This window comes from Diaphorobacter nitroreducens, from assembly GCF_002214645.1.
In the GTDB taxonomy this organism is placed as follows: domain Bacteria; phylum Pseudomonadota; class Gammaproteobacteria; order Burkholderiales; family Burkholderiaceae_C; genus Diaphorobacter; species Diaphorobacter nitroreducens.
This window is the reverse complement of sequence record NZ_CP016278.1, coordinates 836,570-859,132: the sequence shown is the minus strand read 5'-3', so window position 1 is coordinate 859,132 and position 22,563 is coordinate 836,570. Positions and strand designations below refer to the sequence as shown.

The 22,563-nt window shown below is 67.3% G+C and carries 23 protein-coding genes; 6 read left to right on the top strand and 17 right to left on the bottom strand.

Features of this window, described 5'->3' with window-relative positions:
* Positions 1-87 precede the first annotated feature (87 nt).
* The 6 genes from BA022_RS04055 (at position 88) to BA022_RS04030 (ending at position 4,191) form a co-directional block, all read left to right on the top strand.
* Positions 88-990: a LysR substrate-binding domain-containing protein gene (locus tag BA022_RS04055; RefSeq protein ID WP_033474867.1), complete on the top strand. Its 903-nt coding sequence runs from the start codon at positions 88-90 to the stop codon at positions 988-990.
* 74 nt (positions 991-1,064) lie between these two features.
* On the top strand, positions 1,065-1,703 hold the full coding sequence (locus BA022_RS04050) for a TetR/AcrR family transcriptional regulator (protein WP_081044035.1): 639 nt from the start codon (positions 1,065-1,067) through the stop codon (positions 1,701-1,703).
* 15 nt (positions 1,704-1,718) lie between these two features.
* Positions 1,719-2,414 (top strand): type 1 glutamine amidotransferase domain-containing protein, encoded by a 696-nt coding sequence (locus tag BA022_RS04045; RefSeq protein WP_033474866.1) that lies wholly within the window; start codon positions 1,719-1,721, stop codon positions 2,412-2,414.
* On the top strand, positions 2,411-2,740 hold the full coding sequence (locus BA022_RS04040; RefSeq protein ID WP_033474865.1) for an aldehyde dehydrogenase family protein: 330 nt from the start codon (positions 2,411-2,413) through the stop codon (positions 2,738-2,740). The genes BA022_RS04045 and BA022_RS04040 overlap by 4 nt, the downstream gene beginning before the upstream one ends.
* Before the next feature lie 46 nt (positions 2,741-2,786).
* Entirely contained in the window at positions 2,787-3,197 is a 411-nt protein-coding gene (locus tag BA022_RS04035; RefSeq protein ID WP_033474864.1) for an organic hydroperoxide resistance protein, read from the top strand.
* A gap of 16 nt (positions 3,198-3,213) precedes the next feature.
* Positions 3,214-4,191: a zinc-binding dehydrogenase gene (locus tag BA022_RS04030; protein WP_088888504.1), complete on the top strand. Its 978-nt coding sequence runs from the start codon at positions 3,214-3,216 to the stop codon at positions 4,189-4,191.
* A gap of 103 nt (positions 4,192-4,294) precedes the next feature.
* On the opposite strand, the gene BA022_RS04025 is transcribed toward BA022_RS04030, so the two are convergent.
* Genes BA022_RS04025 through BA022_RS03945 form a run of 17 tightly spaced genes read right to left on the bottom strand, consistent with a single transcriptional unit; the run spans position 4,295 to position 22,555 of the window.
* A complete protein-coding gene (locus BA022_RS04025) occupies positions 4,295-6,781 on the bottom strand; it encodes a heavy metal translocating P-type ATPase (protein WP_081044034.1) in 2,487 nt (828 codons plus the stop codon).
* Positions 6,782-6,825: 44 nt separating this feature from the next.
* A complete protein-coding gene (locus BA022_RS04020; RefSeq protein ID WP_033474863.1) occupies positions 6,826-8,595 on the bottom strand; it encodes an oleate hydratase in 1,770 nt (589 codons plus the stop codon).
* 24 nt (positions 8,596-8,619) lie between these two features.
* Positions 8,620-9,486, bottom strand: a complete 867-nt coding sequence (locus BA022_RS04015; RefSeq protein WP_033474862.1) for a 3-hydroxyacyl-CoA dehydrogenase — start codon at positions 9,484-9,486, stop codon at positions 8,620-8,622.
* A 31-nt stretch (positions 9,487-9,517) separates the two neighbouring features.
* Positions 9,518-10,174: a TetR/AcrR family transcriptional regulator gene (locus BA022_RS04010; RefSeq protein WP_198421470.1), complete on the bottom strand. Its 657-nt coding sequence runs from the start codon at positions 10,172-10,174 to the stop codon at positions 9,518-9,520.
* Positions 10,175-10,217: 43 nt separating this feature from the next.
* On the bottom strand, positions 10,218-10,457 hold the full coding sequence (locus tag BA022_RS04005; RefSeq protein ID WP_033474861.1) for a DUF2274 domain-containing protein: 240 nt from the start codon (positions 10,455-10,457) through the stop codon (positions 10,218-10,220).
* Complete coding sequence (locus BA022_RS04000) at positions 10,454-11,746, bottom strand: TraB/TrbI/VirB10 family type IV secretion system protein (protein WP_033474860.1); 1,293 nt, start codon at positions 11,744-11,746, stop codon at positions 10,454-10,456. Before BA022_RS04000 ends, BA022_RS04005 begins: the two co-directional genes overlap by 4 nt.
* Before the next feature lie 2 nt (positions 11,747-11,748).
* A complete protein-coding gene (gene trbG, locus BA022_RS03995; protein ID WP_033474859.1) occupies positions 11,749-12,738 on the bottom strand; it encodes a P-type conjugative transfer protein TrbG in 990 nt (329 codons plus the stop codon).
* Positions 12,735-13,439: a conjugal transfer protein TrbF gene (trbF, locus tag BA022_RS03990; protein ID WP_088886607.1), complete on the bottom strand. Its 705-nt coding sequence runs from the start codon at positions 13,437-13,439 to the stop codon at positions 12,735-12,737. The genes trbG and trbF overlap by 4 nt, the downstream gene beginning before the upstream one ends.
* A 16-nt stretch (positions 13,440-13,455) precedes the next feature.
* The gene (trbL, locus tag BA022_RS03985) at positions 13,456-14,844 is read right to left on the bottom strand and encodes a P-type conjugative transfer protein TrbL (RefSeq protein WP_033474857.1); all 1,389 of its coding nucleotides are present in this window, start codon (positions 14,842-14,844) and stop codon (positions 13,456-13,458) included.
* Positions 14,841-15,167, bottom strand: coding sequence for a hypothetical protein (locus BA022_RS03980; protein WP_033474856.1), 327 nt, complete (start codon positions 15,165-15,167; stop codon positions 14,841-14,843). The genes trbL and BA022_RS03980 overlap by 4 nt, the downstream gene beginning before the upstream one ends.
* Positions 15,168-15,179: 12 nt before the next feature.
* On the bottom strand, positions 15,180-15,923 hold the full coding sequence (gene trbJ / locus BA022_RS03975; RefSeq protein WP_033474855.1) for a P-type conjugative transfer protein TrbJ: 744 nt from the start codon (positions 15,921-15,923) through the stop codon (positions 15,180-15,182).
* On the bottom strand, positions 15,920-18,370 hold the full coding sequence (gene trbE / locus BA022_RS03970; RefSeq protein ID WP_033474853.1) for a conjugal transfer protein TrbE: 2,451 nt from the start codon (positions 18,368-18,370) through the stop codon (positions 15,920-15,922). Before trbE ends, trbJ begins: the two co-directional genes overlap by 4 nt.
* 13 nt (positions 18,371-18,383) lie before the next feature.
* Positions 18,384-18,653 carry a VirB3 family type IV secretion system protein gene (locus tag BA022_RS03965; protein ID WP_033474852.1) on the bottom strand — a complete coding sequence of 90 codons (270 nt, stop codon included), beginning with the start codon at positions 18,651-18,653 and terminating at the stop codon, positions 18,384-18,386.
* Entirely contained in the window at positions 18,650-19,042 is a 393-nt protein-coding gene (locus BA022_RS03960; RefSeq protein ID WP_033474851.1) for a TrbC/VirB2 family type IV secretion system protein, read from the bottom strand. Before BA022_RS03960 ends, BA022_RS03965 begins: the two co-directional genes overlap by 4 nt.
* The gene (gene trbB / locus BA022_RS03955) at positions 19,039-20,085 is read right to left on the bottom strand and encodes a P-type conjugative transfer ATPase TrbB (RefSeq protein WP_033474850.1); all 1,047 of its coding nucleotides are present in this window, start codon (positions 20,083-20,085) and stop codon (positions 19,039-19,041) included. The genes BA022_RS03960 and trbB overlap by 4 nt, the downstream gene beginning before the upstream one ends.
* Positions 20,082-20,546, bottom strand: coding sequence for a CopG family transcriptional regulator (locus tag BA022_RS03950; RefSeq protein WP_033474849.1), 465 nt, complete (start codon positions 20,544-20,546; stop codon positions 20,082-20,084). The genes trbB and BA022_RS03950 overlap by 4 nt, the downstream gene beginning before the upstream one ends.
* On the bottom strand, positions 20,543-22,555 hold the full coding sequence (locus BA022_RS03945) for a conjugal transfer protein TraG (protein WP_033474848.1): 2,013 nt from the start codon (positions 22,553-22,555) through the stop codon (positions 20,543-20,545). The genes BA022_RS03950 and BA022_RS03945 overlap by 4 nt, the downstream gene beginning before the upstream one ends.
* Positions 22,556-22,563 lie beyond the last annotated feature (8 nt).

Sequence of the window (22,563 nt, the reverse complement as noted above, 5' to 3'; positions counted from 1 at the left end):
GTGAAGATGCGCCAGCGTAGCTGGACGACTCCATTTGATTGGAGAATAATCATTCATCATTGATGATTTTTCGTGTTGAATTACTGAATGAACCTATCTCCCATCGCCGATGGCCCGCCGCTGGAAACGGTACTGCTGCGCACCTTCCTCGAAATCGTGGACAGCGGCAGCTTCGCCACCGCCGCCGAGCGGCTGGCGCTGACGCCTTCTGCCGTCAGCGGGCACATGCGGCGGCTGGAACAGATCGCCGGTGCCAGCCTGCTGGCGCGCACCACGCGCCGGCTGGAGCTGACCCAGGCGGGCGATACCCTGTACGCCTACGGCCGCAACATCCTCGATCTGGAGCGCGAGGCCCGCGCCAAGCTGCGGGGCACCCCGCTGCGCGGGCGTCTGCGCATCGGCGCCTTGGAAGACTTTGCCGGTGCCTGGCTGCCCCAGGTGCTGCAACGCTTTGCCCAGTGGCATCCCGAAGCCACGGTGGAATTGAAAGTCGGCATCACCGCCGACCTGCTGCGCCAGCAGGAACGTGGCCGCCTGGATCTGGTGTTCGGCAAGCAATGCAGCCGGGTCGAAGGTAGCGGCACGCTGCTGTGGGAAGAACCGCTGGTGTGGGCGTTTGCCGCCGATCACCCGTTGCCGGCGCAAGCACCGTTGCCGCTGGCGGTCTTTCCCGAACCGTGCGTCTACCGGGAGTCGGCGGTCACGGCGCTGGGCCAGACGGATCGCACCTGGCGCATCGTCTTCGAGAGCAGCAGCATGGCAGGCTGCCTGTCGGCGGCGCGGGCAGGTTTCGCCGCCACGGTCATCGCCGACAGCCAGCGCGGCGAAGGCTTGCGCGTGCTGGGCGGTGAGGATGGCCTGCCCGAACTGCCGGCGGCGCGCTTCTACGCTTTCGCCGGCAAGGACAGCCCGGCCAGCACGGCGCTGATCGAGGCGGCCCGACGCGCCGGCCAAAGCCGGTTTACTCCGCGAGGGCTGCGGGACCGATAGGCGCTATGCCTGTCTTCGTGTTGATTGAATCCGAGATATAGACGACCGGTCTATTTTAATGCATAATGCCCAGCATGCACCTGACCAAGAAAGCCGAAGCGACACGCCAGCACATCCTCGATACGGGGCACCGGCTCGTGCTGCACAAAGGGTTTTCCGCGTTGGGGCTGCTCGAAATCCTCAAGGCCTGCGGCGTGCCCAAGGGCTCGTTCTATCACTACTTCCCGTCGAAGGAAGCCTTCGGGTGCGAGCTGCTGCAACAGTACGTCGATGGCTACGCGCGCAAGCTCGATGGCCTGCTTTCGGTGCCCGGCAACGGCAACGAGCGCCTGATGCGGTATTGGGATGCCTGGATCGCAGATCCCGCCGATCCGGCACAGGGATGGGCCGACGAATGCCTGGTGGTGAAGCTGGCGGCGGAAGTGGCCGACCTTTCCGAAGACATGCGCCGGGTACTCGATGCCGGTGTGCAACGGCTTCTGGCAAGGATCGCGGCACTGATCGACGAAGCCCGCGCGGACGGCTCCTTGCCTGCTGGCTCACCATCGCCGGCATTGGCCCGGGTGCTTTACCAGATGTGGCTGGGCGCGGCGCTGCTGGCGAAGTTGAGCCAGGACAAGACGCCTTTGACGCAGGCGCGCGACGCCACGGGGCAGTTGCTGGCCTGCGGCACGGCACGGCACATCGCGGCCGACCAAGCACTTTCCCGATAACGCCTGGAGCTTTTTATGAAAATCCTGTTCGTACTCACTTCCCACGACCGCCTGGGCGATACCGGCCACAAGACCGGTTTCTGGCTGGAGGAGTTCGCCGCCCCCTACTACGTGTTCAAGGACGCCGGCGCCGCCATCACGCTGGCTTCGCCCGCAGGCGGCCAGCCGCCGCTGGATCCCAAGAGCGACGAACCCGATGCGCAAACGGCCGCGACCGAACGCTTTCGCCAGGACGTCCAGGCGCAAGCGGCCCTGGCTGCCACCGTACCGCTTGCGCAGGTGGACGCCGCGGATTTCGATGCGGTGTTCTACCCCGGCGGCCACGGCCCGTTGTGGGATTTGGCCAACGATCCCGCCTCCATCGCCTTGCTCGAAGCCTTCGAGCGCGCCGGCAAACCGCTGGGCCTGGTCTGCCACGCGCCGGGCGCGCTGGTGAAGGTGCGTGCAGCGAACGGCCAGCCGCTCGTCGCGGGACGCCGTGTCACCGGCTTCACCAACAGCGAGGAAGCGGCCGTGGGTCTGAGCGCCGTCGTGCCATTCCTGATCGAAGACGAATTCATCCGCTTGGGCGGCCACTACCAGAAGGGCCCGGACTGGCAGGCGCACGTCGTCACCGATGGCCGCCTGGTCACCGGGCAGAACCCAGGCAGTTCCGAGGGCGTGGCCCAGGCGCTGTTGTCCCTGCTGGCGCGGGACGTAGAAGCGTCATGAATGCAGACAACGCGCATCCGCGTCCGCTGGCGGCCTATTACTTCGGAAACGATCCAGCCAGGCAGCAGGCGTTTCTCGACCGCACCACCTCCGGCGCCGCGGTCATCAACGACGTGATGACGCATGCCGTGGTCGAAAGCGTGCCTTTCGGCGGCGTGCGCCCGTCCGGCATGGGCGCCTACCACGGCATCCACGGCTTCCGTCGCTTCAGCTACGCCAAGGCCGTGGTGGTGCAAAGCGCCGATGGCGCGTCCAACCTGCGCTTGCGCGCACCGTATGCCGACGCGCTGGCGCAGGCGCAGGCCGCGCTCGCCGGCGTTGCGTGACGTTCCGCTTTCATCCTTTGCCTCTCTCATCCAACAGGAGCCAGCCATGAAGATCTTCTACAAGACCCGCGCCACCGCCACGGGCGGCCGTTCCGGCCGCACCGCGCTGGACGACGGCAGCCTGGCGCTCGACCTGGCCACGCCCGGTTCCGGCAAGACCGGCGCCAACCCCGAGCAGCTTTTCGCCATGGGCTACGCCGCCTGCTTCGACAACGCCTTGCCCGTGGCCGCCAAGCAACTGGGCCTGGCGCCGACCGGGACGCGCACCTCGGTGGAGGTCGGCATCGGCCAGACGGCCACCGGCGGCTATGCACTGGACGTGGACTTGCATGTGGAAGTCCAGGGCCTGGACGAGGCCGCTGCGCGCAAGCTGGTGGAGGCCACGCATCAGGTGTGTCCGTATTCAAATGCCACGCGCGGCAATATCGACGTGCGCCTGCATGTTTCCGTGGCCTGAGCAGGAGAACAGCATCATGCGCAGTGCCATCCACACCACATTTGGCGAGCCTGCCGACGTCCTCGAACTCGGCGACCGTCAGGTGCCGCAGCCTGGCGCGGGCGAAGTCCGCATCAAGACCTCGCTGGCGCCGATCCACAACCATGACCTGTGGACGATCCGCGGCCGCTACGGCTACAAGCCGGAACTTCCCGCCATCGGCGGCAGCGAGGCGGTCGGCATCGTCGATGCACTGGGCGAGGGTGTCGAAGGCGCCACCGTCGGCCAGCGTGTTGCCGTGGCCTCGGCACACGGTACCTGGGCCGAGTACTTCCTGGCCCCGGCGCGGCTGCTGGTGCCGGTGCCGCAGGCCCTGCCCGACGAGACCGCCGCGCAGCTCATCGCCATGCCGCTCAGTGCGTTGATGCTGCTGGAGTTCCTGCACGCCGAGCCGGGCCAGTGGATCGTGCAGAACACGGCCAACGGCGCGGTCGGCAAGACGCTGGCCATGCTGGCCGCCGCACGCGGTGTGCAGGTGCTGAGTCTGGTGCGCCGCGACGCGGGCGTGGACGAACTGGCGGCCGTGGGCATCGGCAACGTCATTTCCACTGCGCAGCCGGAGTGGCAGGAACGCGCCCGCGCGCTCCTTGGCTCCACCCTGGCCCACGCGGCCGTCGACTCCATCGGCGGCGCGGCCAGTGCAGCGCTGCTGGGCCTGCTGGGCGAAGGCGGCACGCTTGTTTCCTTCGGCACGATGGCAGGAGAGCCGATGCAGATCGACTCGGGCTCACTCATCTTCAAGCAGGCCACGGTCAAGGGTTTCTGGGGCAGCAAGGTCAGCCAGGCTTTGTCGGCGGATGACAAGCGCCGGCTGGTGGGCGAACTGTTGCAGCGCACGCTGGCCGGTGAACTGTTGCTGCCGGTCGAGGCGATCTACGACCTGGCCGATGCAGCCCAGGCCGCGGCCGCCAGCCTGCAACCGGGGCGCAAGGGCAAGGTCTTGCTGAAGCCATGAGAAAGGGGTTTTCCCATTCGCTGTGTTTTGGCGATCGTGCCTGTGGAATGCGCCTCTTCTTGAAACCCGATCCCCGCGATGAACGTCTCCAGCATGTGCGGGATCAGCCAGTTCGGCCTGGATTGATACGCTGGGCGCGCAGCCGCAGCGCATTGCCCACCACCGAGGCCGAGCTCAGGCTCATGGCCAGGGCCGCGAACATCGGCGAGAGCAGCCAGCCGGTCAGCGGGTAAAGCACGCCGGCGGCCAGCGGCACGCCCAGGCCGTTGTAGACCAGCGCGAACGCCAGGTTCTGGCGCATGTTGGCCACCGTGGCCTGCGACAGCCCGCGCGCCACGGCGATGCCGCGCAAATCGCCCTTGACCAGGGTCACCTGGGCGCTGTTCATCGCCACGTCGGTGCCGGTGCCCATGGCGATGCCGACGTCGGCGCGCGCCAGCGCCGGGGCGTCGTTGATGCCGTCGCCGGCCATCGCCACCACCCGACCCTCGGCCTGCAGGCGCTCGACCAGCGCCAGCTTGTCCTCGGGCTTGACCTCGCCGTGCACCTCGTCGATCCCCAGGCGCGCGGCCACCGCGCGGGCGGTGGTCACGCCGTCGCCGGTGGCCATGACGATGCGGATACCCGCCGCGTGCAGCGCCGACAGGGCTTCGGGCGTACTCGCCTTGACCGGGTCGGAAACGGCCAGCAGCCCGGCCAGCCGATCCTCCACGGCCAGGTGCATGACGCTGGCGCCTTCCCGGCGCAGGGCCTCGGCCGGCGCCGCCAGCACCTCGACGGCCACGCCGAGCCGGGCCATCAGCGCGGTGTTGCCCAGCGCCAGCGAACGGCCGGCGACGCGGCCTTGCACGCCGATGCCCGAGCCCGAGTCGAACTGCTCCACCGCATCCAAGGCGATGCCCTGTTCGCGCGCCTGGCGGACGATGGCGTCGGCCAGCGGGTGCTCGCTGCCCTGGTCCAGGCTGGCCGCCAGGCGCAGCACCTCCTCGGCGGCGAAGCCCTCGGCGGGCACCACCCGGTCGAAGGCCGGGCGGCCCTCGGTCAGCGTGCCGGTCTTGTCCACGATCAGCGTGTCGACCTTGCGCAGGTTCTCGATGGCCGCCGCGTCGCGGAACAGGATGCCCTGGCTGGCGCCACGCCCGGTCGCCACCATGATCGACATCGGCGTGGCCAGGCCCAGCGCGCACGGGCAGGCGATGATGAGCACCGAGACCGCGTTGATCAGGCCGAACACCCAGCCCTGGGCGGGGCCGAACAGCCCCCAGGCGAAGAAGGTGACGATGGCCACGCCGACCACGGCCAGCACGAACCAACCGGCCACGCCATCGGCCATGCGTTGCAGGGGCGCCTTGGAGCGCTGCGCCTGGGCGACCATCTGCACGATCTGCGACAGCACGGAGTCGGTACCGACCCGCTCGCAGCGCATCAGCAGCGCGCCGCTGGTGTTGAGGGTGGCGCCGATCAGCCGGTCGCCTGCGCGCTTGGTCACCGGCAGCGGCTCGCCGGTCAGCATGGACTCGTCGAGCGCGCTTGCGCCTTCGAGCACGATGCCGTCGACCGGCACCTTCTCGCCGGGCCGCACGCGCAGGCGGTCGCCCACCTGCACGTGGGTCAGCGGCACGTCCTCCTCCGTGCCATCCTCGCGCACGCGCCGGGCGGTCTTGGGCGCCAACCCCAGCAGTGACCTGATCGCTGCCGAGGTCTGCGAACGCGCGCGCAGTTCCAGCATCTGTCCCAGCAGCGTCAGCGAGATGATCACCGCCGCCGCCTCGAAGTAGACGTTGACCCGCCCCATCGAGACGAAGGACGCGGGGAAGACGCCCGGCGCCACGGTGGCCACCACGCTGTAGACGAAGGCTGCGCCGGTGCCCAGGCCGATCAGCGTCCACATGTTGGGGCTGCGATGGACCAGCGATTGCCAGCCGCGCTGGAAGAACGGTGCGCCGGCCCAAAGCACCACGGGCGCGGCCAGCACCAGTTCCACCCAGCTCTGGGTCGCCATGTCGAACAGGTGCAGCCGGTGGCCGGCCATTGCCAGCAGCATGACCACCACCGACAGCGGCAGCGTCCACCAGAAGCGGCGCGAGAAGTCCTTCAGCTCGGGGTTGTCGTCGTCTTCCAGGCTGGGCAATTCCGGCTCCAGGGCCATGCCGCACTTTGGGCAGGTGCCGGGGTGGTCCTGGCGGATCTCCGGGTGCATGGGGCAGGTGTAGAGCATCCCGGCGCGAGACGGCGCCCCTGTTGCCTGCGAGGCAGAAGCGGCCGGTGCGGCATGTTCGCCATGGTGTGCCCCGTGCCCGCCAGGGGCGGATGGCACCGCAGCGGTCGCCTGCACGGGCGCGAGATACCGATCGGGCTCGGCGACGAACTTCTCAAGGCAGCGGGCGCTGCAGAACACCTGCGTGGCCCCGGCATGCTCGACGCGGTGCGGCGAGTCCCCGGATACCGCCATGCCGCAGACCGGGTCGTGCAACGGCGTGACCTGGTGCGCGCTGCCAGGGCCGTGCGCACCAGGGCCATGCTCCACCTGTGGGCTGGTGGTCTTGTCGCTTGTGCTTGCCTGACCGGCAGGCGGATGAGGTGTGTGCATGGAGCCTCCCGGCATGAGGCCGTGCGTCTACACGCGCGGCGTTTTCAATCTTCGGTGACCAGCTTGAACTCCCGCAGCAGCGCGCCGATCTGGGTCTTGTCGAGCCGGTTCATCAGCAGGTTGCGCAGGAACGCCGGGCCGGGAATGTCCAGTACCTTGCCGTCGCGCAGGCGGCCGGTCGCCGCCAGCAGCGTGCGCACGTCGTAGGTGGAATTGAACACCTCTGGCACGCCGCGCTCCACACCCAGCAGGGTATACACCGCTTCCATAGGCGTGCGCACCGAGTATTCGGTGGTGAAGATGCAGTCGCGCTGCCGGGACTCGGCGAACTGGCCGATGAAGGCGAAGTTGACCGCGCCTTCCGGCACCACGTCGGGCCGGTCGCCGGCCTGGCGCGGCATGAAGAACGCGGTGATGTACGGCATCATCACCGGCACCGTCTTGGCGCCGGTCGCGGCCAGTTCGTCGATCTGCTCCACCGGCACGCCTAGGTGGTACAGCCACTCGCGGGTGATCTCCTCGCCGGTGCACGCCTGCATCGGCTTTTTGACGTAGTCGCCGGGCGTGTCCACGAACAGCGAGTACACCCAGACCACGATCTGGTCCTTGGGCTGTTTCTTGAAATGTGGCTGGCGGTTGACCGTCCAGCTCAGCAGCCAGCTCGAATCCTTGACGCTGACGATGCCGCCGGTGACCACCTTGCCGCTGAACGGGTCGCGCCTGGCGATCTTCTGGATGTACTGCGGGATGCGCGCGTCCAGCGTGGTGACGGTGGCCGACTCCCACTTGGTCTCGGGAATATGCGCGCCGAACACATCCGGGCGGCCGAAGTCCGGTGCCCTGGCCGCGATGCGGCGCCACAGGTCCCAGGCCGGGGCCGGGCCTTCATCGAGCCTGGCTGGGGTGTGGTGGTCGCCGTTGTCCGAGTTCTCGGTCAGCGAGCCGATGGTCATGAACACCAGGTCGTCCGGGCCAAGGTCCACGCCACCATCGGCGCCGTCGCGCTTCCAGTGGATGCGGGTGGCCTGCTTGCGGCCCGGGGCGATGTCGAAATCGACGTCGGTCACCTCGGTGCCGTACTGGAACTTCACCCCGTGGCCTTGAAGCCACTTCACCAGCGGCAGCACCAGCGACTCGTACTGGTTGTACTTGGTGAACTTCAATGCCGAGAAGTCCGGCAACCCGCCGATGTGGTGGATGAAGCGGTGCAGATACAGCTTCATCTCTAGCGCCGAGTGCCATTCCTCGAAGGCGAACATGGTGCGCCAGTAGAGCCAGAAGTTGCTGTCGAGGAAGTCGCGGCCCAGCACCTCGTCGATGCGCTTGTTCTCCATCTCCTCGCGCGTGGCCAGGAACAGCTTGATCACGTCCTTCTGCGCCTGCTCGCTGAGCGTGAACAGGCCATCGGTGCGCGCATCTTCGCCTTGGTTCACCGTGGCGCGTTGCAGCGAGTAGTTGGGATCGTCCTTGTTGAGCCAGTAGAACTCGTCGAGCACGCTGGCACCTTCAATCTCCAGCGAGGGGATCGAGCGGAACAGGTCCCACAGGCACTCGAAGTGGTCCTCCATCTCGCGCCCGCCGCGGATCACGAAACCCTTCTCGGGCACGTCCAGCCCATCGAGCGCACCGCCGGCGATCGCCTGCTGCTCCAGGATGGTGATGCGCTCGCCGGGCATGTGTCCGTCGCGCACCAGGAAGGCCGCGCCGGCCAGCGAAGCCAGGCCCGAGCCGACGAACCAGGCGGTCTTGTTCTCCACCCCGGCCGGCTTGCGCGGGCGGGCGAAGGCTTCGTAGTTGCCGCTGCTGTAGTACATGCGTTGTCCTTTCCTTATGAGGGGTCAGTTCGGGGTCTTGTCGTAGCGGTAGAAGCCCTCGCCGGAGGCGACGCCGAGCTTGCCGTGGTCGATGTAGTGCTCCTTCAGCCAGGCCGCCAGCTGCTGGGTGTGGGTGTTGCCGTGGGACAGGATGTTGTAGGGCGTAGTCAGGCCGATGATGTCGTAGATCTGGAACGGCCCCAGCGGCGCGCCGGTGGCGATGCGCCAGACCTTGTCCACGTCGTGCGGGTCGGCATAGCCGCCGGCGGCCAGCTCGGCGGCCGCGTTGAGCAGCGGCACCAGCAGCGAGTTGAGCACGTAGCCCGCTTTTTCTTTATGCAGCGCGATGGGCACCATGCCGATGTCGGCGGCGAAAGCCAGCAGCGCGTCGAACACCTTCGGGTCGGTGTCCTGCGTGCCCATCACCTCGGCGGTGTTGTACTTCCAGATCTGGTTGGCGAAATGCAGGGCGATGAAGCGGTCGGGTCGGCCGGTGGCGTCCTGGATCGCGCTCGGCAGCAGCGTGGACGAGTTGGTGGCGAAGATGGTCTTCTCCGGCGCCAGCCGGTCCAGCCTGGCGTAGGTCTGGCGCTTGAGTTCCAGCACTTCGGGGATGGCCTCGATCACCAGGTCGGCATCGGCCACGGCCGCACCCAGGTCGGTGTGCAAGGCGATGCGCGCCAATGCGGCGTGCAGCTTGTCGCCGTCGGCGCCGGCCACCTCCTCCTCGTAGGTTTCGACCAGCCCGTCCAGGCGCTGCCGCGCCTTGGCGATGGCCGCCTCGTCGATGTCGTAGACCGATACCTCGAAGCCGCTGTAGGCGGTCTGGAACGCGATCTGCGAACCCAGCACGCCCGTGCCCAGCACCGTCACCTTGTTAATCTTGTCCAAAGCACAACTCCTTGTATCGAAGGGAACAGGGCTAGGCTGGCCCTTCGGTAGCCAGGCCCGCGAAATAGCCGTCCACGATTTGCCGGACCTGCGCGCGCAGGTCGTCCATCGGGACATGGCCGGGATGGGCGCCGGTGGAGGCGCGCGAGACCGCCAGATGCGCAGCGCCGAAGATCGAGATGCTGGCCACTCGCGCCAGCTCCGGGCGTGCCGGCAGGCCGCGCGCGCCGGCCTGCTCGAGCAGGCCGGCGGCCACGGCCGCCTCCAGCCCGGCCAGCAGTGCCAGGCCTTCGTTGCGGTATTTCTCGCCCGGGGCGCCGAACATCAGCTGGCGCTGGTAGACCGCCAGGTTCTCCGCATGCCGGCCGCCCAATTGCAGGATGGGCGCGACCATCGCCACCGCGATGTCCACCGGGTCGCGCAATCCACGGGCCCGCGCGGCGCCCTGTGCCAGCGCCGCGCGCAACGCCTGGTTAAGAACCATCAGCAGCAGTTCGTCCTTGGAGGACGCGTAGCGGAACAGCGTGCCCGCGCCGACGTCGGCGCGCTCGGAGATCGCCTGCGTGGTGACGCCGGCATAGCCATGCGCCTCGAACAGCGCTGCGGCCGCCTGGAAGATGCGGCCATGCTTGTCCTGCATGTTGCGGTCGCGCCGACCGGGTCGGGCGAGCGCGTCGGTCGTGATCATGGATGGCGATTGACTGAGTTTGCTCATTTATGAGTGTACTCAATTATTGTCGCAATCGCGCCCGGTTTCTCCTGCCGCCCGGAAACCCCCGATCCCCCGCGATGAACGCCTCCAGCATGTGCGGGATCAGCGTCGCTGCATCGACCGCCTCGCCATACGTCTGCGCGTGCAGCGCGGCGTAGCGGTCGAGGTCGGCTTTCAGGCCGGCCGGGCAAGCGAAGGTCAGCTTGACGCTTTCGGTCTTGGGCAGCGGCCCCAGCCGCAGCCTTTTGGTCGTGCTCATCGCGAAGCCCCCCGATTGAAGAACAACGGCTGGTACGGCCGCAGCACGAGATCCCGATTGACGATGATGCGAACCGGCAGGCCCGGTCGCTCGGTCAAGGTGGGCTGGATGTTGAGGTTGCGCCGGGTCATCTCCTGGCCGACCTGATTGATGCTGTCCTGCGCACTGTCGCGCCCGGCGATGATGATGCGATCGCCGTCCTGGCGGTTCTCCGGCGCGGCCAGCTCGGCGCCGACGCCTAACAGCGTGGTCAGCACCGCACCGGCGAAGATGCGATCCCAATGCCAATCGACGCCATCCTCCAGGCCCGCGTAGCCGGCCGGGTCGGTGCCGGCCAGGTTGTCGAGCGTGAGCGAGGACGTGTCGGGCAGGATGATCCGGTTCCAGACGACTTGAACGCGGCTCTGCCCGTAGCTGACCTGGCTGTTGTAGCGGCCGAGGATGCGCGAACCCTGCGGAATCAGCAGGAAGCGCCCGGTGGCCGTGTCATAGACCGGCTCCGTCACTGTGGCGATCACGTCGCCGGGCAAGTCCGACTTGATGCCCGTAACCAGCGCCCCGGCGACCACCGTTCCGGCCATCACCTGATACGGCGATGCGGGCATTTGCAGGTTGCCGGAATTACGGGTTTCCGTGGTTCCGGCTTGCTGGAACGCCTCTTTCTGGTCTTGCCTGTTCTGCACGGCCGTCGGGTCGGCGGGCTGGGCCGCCGTCGAAGCCGGCCCGGCTGCCATCGGGTCGAAGGCCGCATTGGCGGCGAAGCCCGGCGCGGCGGCCACCTGCGACTGCGCCACCGGCGCGGCTTGCTGGGTGCCGGTGCGGAAAAATACCGACGATGCAGCCGCTTCCTCGGCCTCCTTTAACCGCGCCAAGCGTTCCGCCTCGGCCGGGTCGTGACCGGGTGTGGCGTAGGCGGCCACGGCCGGCTGCTGCGAGTTCACGATGGCCGGCCCAAGGTCGCCCGGCAGCGGCGGCCCCAGCTCGGGCACGTCGGGGAGCAAGGTCGGCGGCAGCTTGGAATAGTCGGCCGGAAGCTGGTCGAGTCCTTCGGAGCGTGAAACGCGATCCACGTTGTAAAGCTCGGTCTGCTCGTTGGCCGCGCGCCGCTGCGGTTGCAAAGACCACATCAACGCGCCGAGCACGGCGACCGACAGGCCGCCGGCGAGGATGGCCAGCGTGCGCCGGTTCAGCCGTGTGACCGGACGCGGCTGGGCGCGCAGCGCCACCGCCTCGGGTTCGACCTTGCCCGCCTGCGGCACGGCAACGTCGGGAGTGTCGTCCTGGCTCATGGTCAGTTCCTCCGCGTACCATCCGTGCGCTCGATGCGCACCACGTCGCCCTTATCCCCGCCCAGGCGCAGTTCAGCCGCACCGAACAGCCGATCAACGATGTAGTACGGCGGGCGGAAGCGGTAGTTCACCAGTTGCCCGTCGCCCTGCGCGCCGATGACGAACAGCGGCGGCAGCTCGCCTTGGGCGATGCCCGGCGGGAACTGGATATAGACCTTCTCGCCATCGTCGAAGGCGCGCAGCGGCTTCCACGGTGGATTGCTGCCGCTGATTGCATAGCGAAAACGGATGTTCTCCAACGACAGGCCCACATCTACCGGCGCGGCAGCGTTGGCAGCCTGTGCTTGGCGCTGCAAGGCCAGCATCCGATCCCTGGGGTAGTCCCAGGACACCGATGCCATCCATGCCTTGTCGGTCGAGATCAGTTCCAGCAGGTACGTCCTGCGGCTGGTGGTGATGACCAGATTGGTCTTCAAGCTGGAACGGATAGGCTTGACCAGTACATTGACGCGCAGATCGGCCCCGCTGCCGCTGGAGGTGTCGCCCACGATCCAGCGCACGGTATCGCCCGCAGCGACCGTCACCAGTTCCTCGCCGGGCTGGAGCGCGATCACCGTCACGCGGCCCACCGACGCATAGACCTGGTACAGCGCACCGTCAGTGAACGGCCAGACCTGGATCGCATTGACGTAGCCCTCACGGGTCGGTGCGATGCGCGCCTCCGCGTTGGCGCGGGAGACGCGCACCTTCTCGTCGGCAGGCTCTGGTGCAGGTTCAGCGTCCTCGGCCTCGGGCAACGGCTTCAACTGCGCCGGCATCGGCAGCGGTTCGGGGACGGCGACGACTTCCATCGGCATGGGCGGTTCGGGCAATGGCTGGGCCAGCACCGGCTCATCGAGCGAGATGGTCGGCGGCGGTTTGCCCTGCGAGGCGCAGCCGGCCAAGGCAAAAAGAATCCCCGGCAAGGCGGATTTGCGGAAAAGCGCATTCATGGCTTCACTCCTTCAGAAGAATCCAGTTCACGGCTCCACGACAGGCCGTTGACGTAGATGCCCAGCGGGTTGCGGCGTAGGCGCTGTTCGGTGCGCGGGGTTTGCAGGACGATGGACACCACGGCCGTCCATCGCTCCAGCCCCGCAGCTGCGCCATTGACGTAGCGGCGTTCCGTCCAACGCACGTTGAAAGACGTGTCGCTGGCGCGCACGACGCTGGTGATCTGCACCGTCACCGACTCCTTGCCAATGCGGGCGAACGGGTCGTTGGTGCGGGCATGGTCGTTGAGCACCGCCGCGCCCCGGTCGGTGGTGTAGTCGTATGCATCGAGCCAGTTCTGGCGCACGACGACCGGGTCGATGGACAGCGATCGAACCAGGCCGATGAAGTGCGCCAGATGGAAAGCGATTTGTGCATCGGCGGGCCGGTACGGCGTAGCGGCTTCGCCGACCGCACGTACCTGGCCGGCCTGATCGACCTCGATGACATAGGGCGTGACGATGGATTGGGCCGAGCGCCACACCAGGCCGCCGGCCATCAGCAGCGCGAGCACCAGGCAGCCGGAGGCCATCAGCCGCCAGTTCTTCGCCTGCACACGGGCCGAGCCGATACGGTCGTCCCACACCTGGGCGGCAGCTTGATAGGGAGTAGCAGGCTGCGGCGTGTCGGCATAGCGCACCTGCGGTCGCTTGAATCGCATGGGGTTCTCCTTAAAGTCAGCTATCGGAATCGCGCAGGCTCGGGCCTTGCCCGGAGCCGCCGCCATCGCCACCGCGCAGCGTGTGGGCGGCAGTGGTGGTGGCCTGGGTGAGTCGTTGGCGGCGTTGCAGGCGCTTTGCCCAGCCGGGTTGTTCCTGCTTCTGTGCGGTGGCCGTGGTGCCAGCGGCATCACCCGTGGCGGCTGGCCCAGTAGTGCCACCGCCTGAGCCACCATCTGCGCCAGAGCCTTGCCAGCCTGCTTTGAATGGCGCAGCGGCCTTGGCTGCCGCCGTTTTGATGCCAGCACCGGCGCGCTGGCCTGCCGCCTGTGCACCGCCCTTGGCGACATTACCCAGCCCTGCCATCGCTCCCTTGGCTCCGCCGCCCGCAGCGGCGGAACCAGCTTGGAATGCCGACTTCGCGCTGCCAGCCGCCGAGGTCGCGGCCCGCGCGCCAGCCCCGGCGAGTTTGGCGGCAGCCGGTGCCATGCGCGCTCCGGCCATGACCGCACCGCCCACGCCGGTGGCAGTGGCCCCCACGGCCACCGCCGCGCCTGCGGCACCAATCGCAGCACCGGCCATCGCCCCGGCACCCAACTGTGGTGCGCCGGAGACCAGCCCGGTGGCAATGCCAGGGCCGAAGATTCCCAACGCCAGCAGCGTGAGCGAGGCCAGCATGATGACCACCGCATGGTCGATGGACGGCTCGGACGGATGCACCTGGAACTCGGCGAACAGGCCTGAGCCGATACCGACGATGACGGCCAGCACCAGCACCTTGATGCCTGAAGACACGACGTTACCCAGCACTTTCTCGGCGAGAAAGCTGGTCTTGTTCCACAGTGCAAACGGCACCAGCACGAAGCCCGCGAGCGTGGTCAGCTTGAACTCGATCAGCGTGATGAAAAGCTGGATCGCCAGCACGAAGAAGCACAGGATCACCACCGCCCAGGCCAGGAACATGACGACGATGGGCGTCATGTTCACGAATACCTCGGGGAAGCCCGCCATGTCGCTGATCTGCTCAAGGATGGGGGCCGCCGAGTCGATGCCGGTTTTGGCCAGGCGTCCTGGTTGCAGGAACTCGCCCATGCTCATCGTCGAGCCGCTGGCCGTCAGGCCCAGGCCCGCGAACGAGCGGAAGACGATGCTGGCCAGCCAGTTGAAGTTGTTGATGATGTAGGCGAAGGCACCGACGTAGAGCACCTTGCGCAGCAGCTTGGCGATCACGTCATCGCCCTGGCCGGTGGCATGGCTCATCGCCCAGTAGAGCCCGGCGATGGTCATGTCGATGACGATCAGCGTGGCGGTGAGGAACGCGACTTCTCCCTGCAGCAGCCCAAAGCCCGAGTCGATGTAGCGCGAGAAAGTATCGAGAAAGCGGTCGATCACCGTCACGTCGTTCATGGCACGTCCTCCGGCGATGCGGGTGGCGCGTCGCCTTCGTGTACGTCGTCGGCGGGCGTATCGAAGCTCGGCGGAATCGGCGGCAAGTCGGCCAGCGCCCGGTACTCGTCTGGCCCGGTCTGGCCGGCGAAGAAGCGCTGCCGGAAGGCTTCGGCGGTGGCGCGGCAGGCGCCTTCGCCTGCGGCTTGCAGGTCGGTTGCGCATCGGGCACGCAGCGCCTTGAGCCGCACGGGATCGGCGGCCAAGGTGGCGGCCAGGTCTTCGGTCGGCTGCTGGCTGCAAGCGACCAGCAGCACGGGCAGCAGGAAGAAAACGCATCGCATGGCCGTCTCCCGTCAGTTGCCGTAGAAATCCACACGCTGCGGCGTGTACGGCGTGCCATCGCCCAGGAATCGGCGCGTTACTTCCCGGCCGCGCTCGACAGCCGCCGCTTGGCGTGCCAGTTCCAGTGCGGCGGCGCGTTCCTGCGTGATCTGGAGCTGCTGCGCCTGGATCGACTGCTTGGCCTGCAGGGCCAGAAGCTGGTTGGTCGCCTGCATGGCTTGCAGCGCGCCGGTGGCGGACTGGCTCTGGCTGACCAGATCGGACAGAGCGCTCTCGTCTTGCGCCAAGTTCTGCGACACCTGCGCCTGCATCCGCATCGCGGTGTGCAGGCCGTTCAAGGTGTTCGTCCAGCGTTCCTTCGCATCGCGCAGCATCTGGTCGCCGCTGACGGTTGCGGCATACTGCTCCGGGTACAGCCGGGCGAACGTGGCATCCATGCTCTGCACGTCGTAGGCTAGGCCGCGCGCCTCGGCGATCAGGCGCTCGGTCGTGGCGAGCGTCGAGCGCAGGCGATTGACGATGTTGAAGTCCAGATTCGCGAGGTTGCGCGCCTGGTTCATCAGCATCTGCGCTTCGTTCTGAAGCTGGTTGATCTGGTTGTTGATCTGCTCCAGCGTGCGCACGGCGGTCAGCGTGTTCTGTACGAAGTTCGACGGGTCGAACACCGTCAGCGCGGATGCGGGCTGCACGGCCAGCAGCGACACCGACAGCACGGCGGCGAGCGAGGCAGACAGCAAACGGGGTTTGGTCTTCATGGTGAAACCTCCGGTCGTTGAGACGCGAGGAAGGAAGCCGCTGGCGGTGAGGACGGCAGCAGGTCAGCAGCCCAATCGAGGCCGCGATGGCGCAGCCACGCACCGGCGAAGCCGGGAGCGCCGGCTTGTGTCAGCACGCGGTCGATGTCGCGTTGGTCTTGGGGAGTGGATGCGCCCGCGAAAGCGAGCGCGGCCTGCCCCAGGTCGAGGTCGAACACGCGATTGCCGAGCCGCGATTGGTAGTAGTAGTCACGTTTGGGCTGGGCGTTCGCGACGATCTCGATCTGTCGGCTGTTGAGGCCGAAGCCCTCGTAGATCGGACGCATCTGCGGCTCGGTGGCCTGCGGGTTCGGTAGAAAAATCCGACTGGCGCAGCTTTCGATGACGGCTGGCGCGATGGACGACTCTTTGATGTCCGCGAGGGATTGCGTATCGAAGACGACGGAGACCTGCTTTTTCCGCAAGGTTTTCAGCCACTGCCGCAGCCGTGCGGCGAACACCGGGTCATCCAGGAAAGTCCATGCTTCACTGAGGAAAAGCATGGTCGGAGCACCATCGAATCGCTCTTCCAGACGCGCGAACAAGTAATTCAGCACGGCCAGAACAGCGGCCTTGCTGTGCATCAGCTCCTCCATCTCGAAGCACTGCACGTCCGCCATGCCCAGCCGGTCGTGGTCGGCGTCCAGCAGCTTGCCGTGGGCGCCGCCGAGCACGTAGGGCGAAAGTGCCTGGCGCAGCGCGTTCGATTGCAGCAAGACGGAAAGCCCCGTCATCGTGCGCTGCGCCACGGGCGCACCGGCCAGGCTTTCCAGCGCCGACCAGATCGCCGCCTTCTCGTCGGGGCCGACTGCCACGCCTTCGCGTATCAACCGACCTTCGACCCAATCGGCGGCCCAGGTGCGGTAGCCCTCGTCGTCGATCCGCGCCAGCGGTTGGAAGGCAATGTCGCCATCCGCGCCCAAGTCGTAGTGCTCGCCGCCCAGGCCCAGGGTGGCAGCACGAATGGATCGGCCCACGTCGAAGGCGAAGATGCGCGAGCCGGGATAGCGGCGGAACTGCATCGCCATCATGGCGACCAGGACCGATTTGCCCATGCCGGTCGGGCCGACGATCATCGTGTGTCCCACGTCGCCGATGTGCGTGACCAGCCGGAACGGCGTCGCGCCATCGGTGCGCGTCACGATCAGCGGCGGGCCGTCGAGGTGGTCGTTCTTCTCCGGCCCGGCCCATACCGCCGAGAGCGGCATCATGTGCGCCAGGTTCAGCGTCGAGACGATGGGCTGTCGCACGTTCGCATAGGCGTTGCCCGGGATCGAGGACAGCCACGCATCCACGGCGTTGAGCGTTTCGGGGATCGTCACGAAACCACGGCCCTGAATGACGCGCTCCACCATGCGCAGCTTCTCGTCGGCCACGGCCGGGGCGGCGTCGAGCACCGTCACCGTGGCGGTGAGATAGCCGAAGGCGACTTGATCGCTGCCCAGCTCCTGCAAAGCCGCATCAGCATCGGCGGCCTTGTTGCTGGCGTCCGTATCGACCAGCGGGCTTTCCTGCTGGAAGATCGTTTCGCGCAATAGCGCGACGACGTTCTTGCGTTTGGCGAACCACTGGCGGCGCAGGCGGCCGAGTTCCTTTTCCGCCTCGGCTTTGTCCATGCACAGGAAGCGCGTACTCCAGCGGTAGCCGAAGCCAAGGCGATTGAGGTCGTCCAGCAGACCCGGCCAGGTGGACGTCGGGAACCCGCGCACCGACACCACGCGCAGGTGCTGGACGCCCAGTGCGGGCGCCAGACCGCCGACCAGCGCGGAATCGGCCAGCAGCGCGTCGAGGTGGAACGGCACTTCGGGCACGCCCACGCGGTAGCGGCGCGTCGAGACGGTGGCGTGCAGATAGGTCAGCGTCTCGGCATCATCGAGCCAGGCGATTTCCGGCATTACGCCGTCGAGCAGGTCGAATACGCGATCGGTTTCCGCCACGAACGCACTGAGGCGACCGCGCCAGTCCACGCCGTCGCCGGGTGCGTTCTCGTAGAGCATCTTCGCGGCGCGAGCGCGGGATTCCTCCGGCGGCAGGTATGCGAGCGTCAGGTGATAGCCGCTCTCGAAGTGATGGCCCGACTCCTCGAAGGCGGCGCGGCGCTCCTCGTCCACCAGCCATGACAGTGGTTCGGGAAACTCGGAGCGTGGATAGGTAGCCGCTGCGCAGCGCTCGGCCTCGATGAACAAGGCCCAGCCCGATCCCAGTCGGCGCAGCGCGTTGTTGAGCCGCGCCGATGCGGCGATCAGCTCGCCTTGCGTGGCGCTGTCCAAGTCGGGGCCGCGAAAGCGGGCCGTGCGTTGGAAACTGCCGTCCTTGTTTAAGACGACACCCGGCGCGATCAGCCCGGCCCAGGGTAGCCAGTCGGCGAGCAAGGCGGGCCGCTGGCGGTATTCGGCAAGATTCAGCATCGCGGCATCTCCCTCACGCGTCCAGCAGCGGCTTGTGCTTGATGTGCCGGGCGAAGACCTGCATGAACTGCGGATCCACGCGCGCGCCCCAGACGGCCAGCGAATGGCCGACGATCCAGAGCACCACGCCGGGAATCCACAGTTGCAGGCCCAGCCCGACGGCGGCGGCCAGCGTACCGTTGGCGATCGCCACGGTACGCGGCGCGCCGCCCATCAGGATCGGCTCGGTCAGCGAGCGATGCAGCGGCACTTCAAAGCCCGGAAGATCGTTGGCCGCACTCATACGACCGCCCCGCCGGAGAAGCTGAAGAACGACAGGAAGAACGACGACGCGGCAAACGCAATGGACAGGCCGAAGACGATCTGGATCAGCTTGCGGAAGCCGCCCGACGTGTCGCCAAAGGCGAGCGCCAGGCCGGTGGCTATGATGATGATGACCGCGACGATGCGCGCCACCGGCCCCTGAATCGACTCCAGAATGGATTGCAGCGGCCCTTCCCAGGGCATCGAGGAACCGGCGGCTTGGGCCGTGCCGGCCAGAAACAGCAGCAGCGCGGCCAGCAGCAGCCCTTGCCCCGCAGGACGGGTCAGACTGCGCAGCCGGGCGAGGCTGGACAGGCGGGGAAGCGGATTGACGGAAAAGCGGAAAGCGCGAACGTGCATCTGCGTCATGGCAGTTCTCCAGGTTGGTGAGGGGACGGGGAAGAAAGTGGCGGCAGCTCGGGAAACGGTGTTTCGAAGGCGTCCGCCAGGCGATAGCCCACTCCGTCGAAGCCGACGACGCGGGCGATGCTTCCGACGCGGCGCTTGCGGCCGCGCCCGGCGATGTGGATGACGACGTTGACCGCTTCGGCGATCAGCGCCCGCGGCGGGTTCACCGCGACTTCGAGGATCAGTTGCTCCAGCCGCAGCAGCGCGCCCAACGCGGAACCGGCATGGATGGTGGCAATGCCGCCGGGATGCCCCGTTCCCCACACTTTGATGAGGTCGAGGGCTTCGCCGCCGCGTACTTCGCCGACGATCACGCGGTCGGGGCGCAGCCGCATCGTGGCGCGCACCAGCTCGGTCATGGACACCACGCCGACGCGGGTGCGCAGCGGTACATGGTCGCGGGCCGCGCATTGCAGCTCGATGGTGTCTTCGAGCACCAGCACGCGGTCGCCGGTGGCGGCGATCTCGGCCAGCAAGGCATTGGCGAGCGTGGTTTTGCCGCTGCTGGTCGCGCCCGCGATCAGGATGTTCTGGCGCTCGTGCACGGCGCGGCGCAGGAAGTCCGCGTGTCCGGCGGTCAGGATGCCGTCGGCTACATAGTGATCCAGGCCGATGATGCTCACGGCCCGCTTGCGCAGCGCGAAGGCCGGGCCGGGCGCGGCCGGGGGCAAGATGCCCTCGAAGCGTTCTCCCGTCTCCGGCAGCTCGGCGGTCAAGAGCGGCTGGCCGCGATGCACCTCCGCACCGACATGGGCGGCGACCAGGCGGATGATCCGCTCGCCATCGGCCTCGGGCAGTTCGACGCCGACAGGCATCCGACCAGACGACAGGCGATCCACCCACAATGTCCGGTCGGGGTTGAGCATCACCTCCACCACGTCCGGGTCTTCAAGCGCGGCAGCGATCACTGGCCCCATCGCCGTGCGCAGCATCTGGATGCGGCGATCCTGGGACGCCGCTGCCGACGAATGCGGTTCGGGCGGGATCTGGGGGACGGCGCTCATGAGGAACGCTCCTGCGCTTCGGCCAGCGCCGCGGCGTCATCCATCCGCATCGGGTTGGGATGCAGTTCTTCCACCACGTCGCGCACCAGGCTGCGGCCACGCAGCAGGTGGCGGCCGAGCTGTTCGACGAACTGCTCAAAGCGCGCCTTACCCTGCGCGCGGGCAGCATCCTGATGGGCTTCGGGCACCGGCGTGCTGACAGTCAGGTAGTAGCGGACGAACAGCGCGAGCGTTTCGATCTGGATGTTCTGGTCACGCTCCAGGCGCTCGGCCTGCCGCGACAGGCGATCCAGCCGCTTGGCGATGGCGGCCTCACGCTGGTCGCCCGCGTCCGGCGACAGCCAGGACGCCAGCGCCGCCGCAACGATGGACGACTTCGACACGCCTTTCTTGGCGGCCAATTCTTCCAAGCGCTTTGCGTGCTCGTGCTGAATGAACAGGTTCAATCGGTATTGGCTCATAAGTCGATGCCGTCGTTGGGGTCGAGGGAAGCCAGCCGGGCCGTGCGCTGCATGGCCGGGTCGAACTGGCCGGGGAGAGAGGCCATGTAAGGCAGCGGCAGGTCGTCGTCGTCATCGAGCAGCCCCAGGTCGTTGCCTGCGATCAGTGGCTCGGGGCTGTATTCGGTGACTTCGGTCAGCTCCGGCTGGCGGCGCGGGCCGCCGTCATCGGGGCCGCCCAGGGCATCGGCGGATGCCGTGGCCGGCGCGGCGGGGACGGCGGGAATCGCCAAGGCGCTCCAGTCGTCGGGGCGAGCCGGCGGCGCGTCGGCGTACTGCCCGGCCGCGAGTACGGGCAGCGGCAACACGCGACGCTTGAAGTTGGTGTCGGCGTAGTAGCGCAGCTTCTTCGCCTTGATCGGCGGACTGCTTCCCACCATCACCACGGATTCATCGGGCGGAAGCTGCATCACCTCGCCCGGCGTCAGCAGCGGCCGCGCCGTTTCCTGCCGCGACACCATCAGGTGCCCGAGCCACGGCGCCAGGCGATGGCCGGCGTAGTTGCGCTGCGCGCGCAGTTCGGTGGCCGTACCGAGCGTTTCGGAAATGCGCTTGGCCGTGCGTTCGTCGTTGGTGGCAAACGTCACGCGTACATGGCAGTTGTCCAGGATCGAATGGTTCTGGCCGTAGGCTTTGTCGATCTGGTTCAGGCTTTGGGCGATGAGGAAGCTGCGGATGCCGTAGCCGGCCATGAAGGCCAGCGCCGTCTCGAAGAAGTCCAGGCGCCCCAGCGCCGGGAACTCATCGAGCATCAGCAGCAGCTTGTGGCGGCGCTCGATACCGTCGGAACCGTCGAGCGATTCGGTCAGTCGTCGCCCGATCTGGTTGAGGATCAGACGGATCAGTGGCTTGGTGCGGCTGATGTCCGAAGGCGGCACCACCAGGTACAGCGATACCGGATGTTCGGATGCGATCAGGTCGGCGATGCGCCAGTCGCAGCGCGACGTGACTTCGGCCACCGTGGGATCGCGGTACAGGCCGAGGAACGACATGGCGGTAGAGAGCACGCCCGATCGCTCGTTGTCCGACTTGTTGAGCACTTCACGCGCGGCGGACGCGACAACTGGGTGCGGTGCATCGCCCAGGTGCCTGGTCGTCATCATCCGATGCAGCGTCAGCTCGAAGGGACAAGCCGGGTCGCTGAGGAAGTTCGCCACGCCGCGCAGCGTCTTGTCCTCGCCCGCGTAGAGCACATGCAGGATCGCGCCGACCAGTAGCGCGTGACTGGTCTTCTCCCAGTGGTTGCGCTTCTCCAGCGCGCCTTCGGGATCGACCAGGATGTCGGCTATGTTCTGCACGTCGCGCACTTCATGCGCGCCGCGCCGTACCTCCAGCAGCGGGTTGTAGGCCGCCGACTGCGCATCGGTCGGGTTGAACAGCAGGCAATGCGAGAAGCGCGAACGCCAACCGGCCGTGATCTGCCAGTTCTCGCCCTTGATGTCGTGGATGACGGTAGATGCCGGCCACGACAGCAACGTCGGCACCACCAGACCCACGCCCTTGCCCGAGCGGGTGGGCGCGAAGGTCAGGACGTGCTCCGGCCCTTCGTGGCGCAGGTAGTGGCCATCATGCTGGCCGAGAAACACTCCAGCGGGCTGTGTTAACCCGGCCTTGCGAATGTCGGCGGCATCGGCCCAGCGGGCAGACCCATAGGTCGTCACCTGGCGCGCCTGGCGCGAGCGCCACACCGACATGGCGATGGCGACCGCCACGGCAAAAAGGCCGCTGCCCACCGCGATCATGCCGCCGGTGTCGAAGACCTGCGGCGCGTAGGCGTCGAAGAAGAACCACCACTCGAACAGCTTCCACGGGTAGTAGATCGGCGTGCCGTACAAGTCGAACCAGGGCGAGCCAAGGCGTAGCTGATAGCCCAATGCAGCGGCTGTCCATTGCGTGGCACCCCACACACCGGCGATCACGATGCCGAAGACGGCGGCGATCTGCCCGAACAACACGCCCTGAGCCTGCATACCTTGGC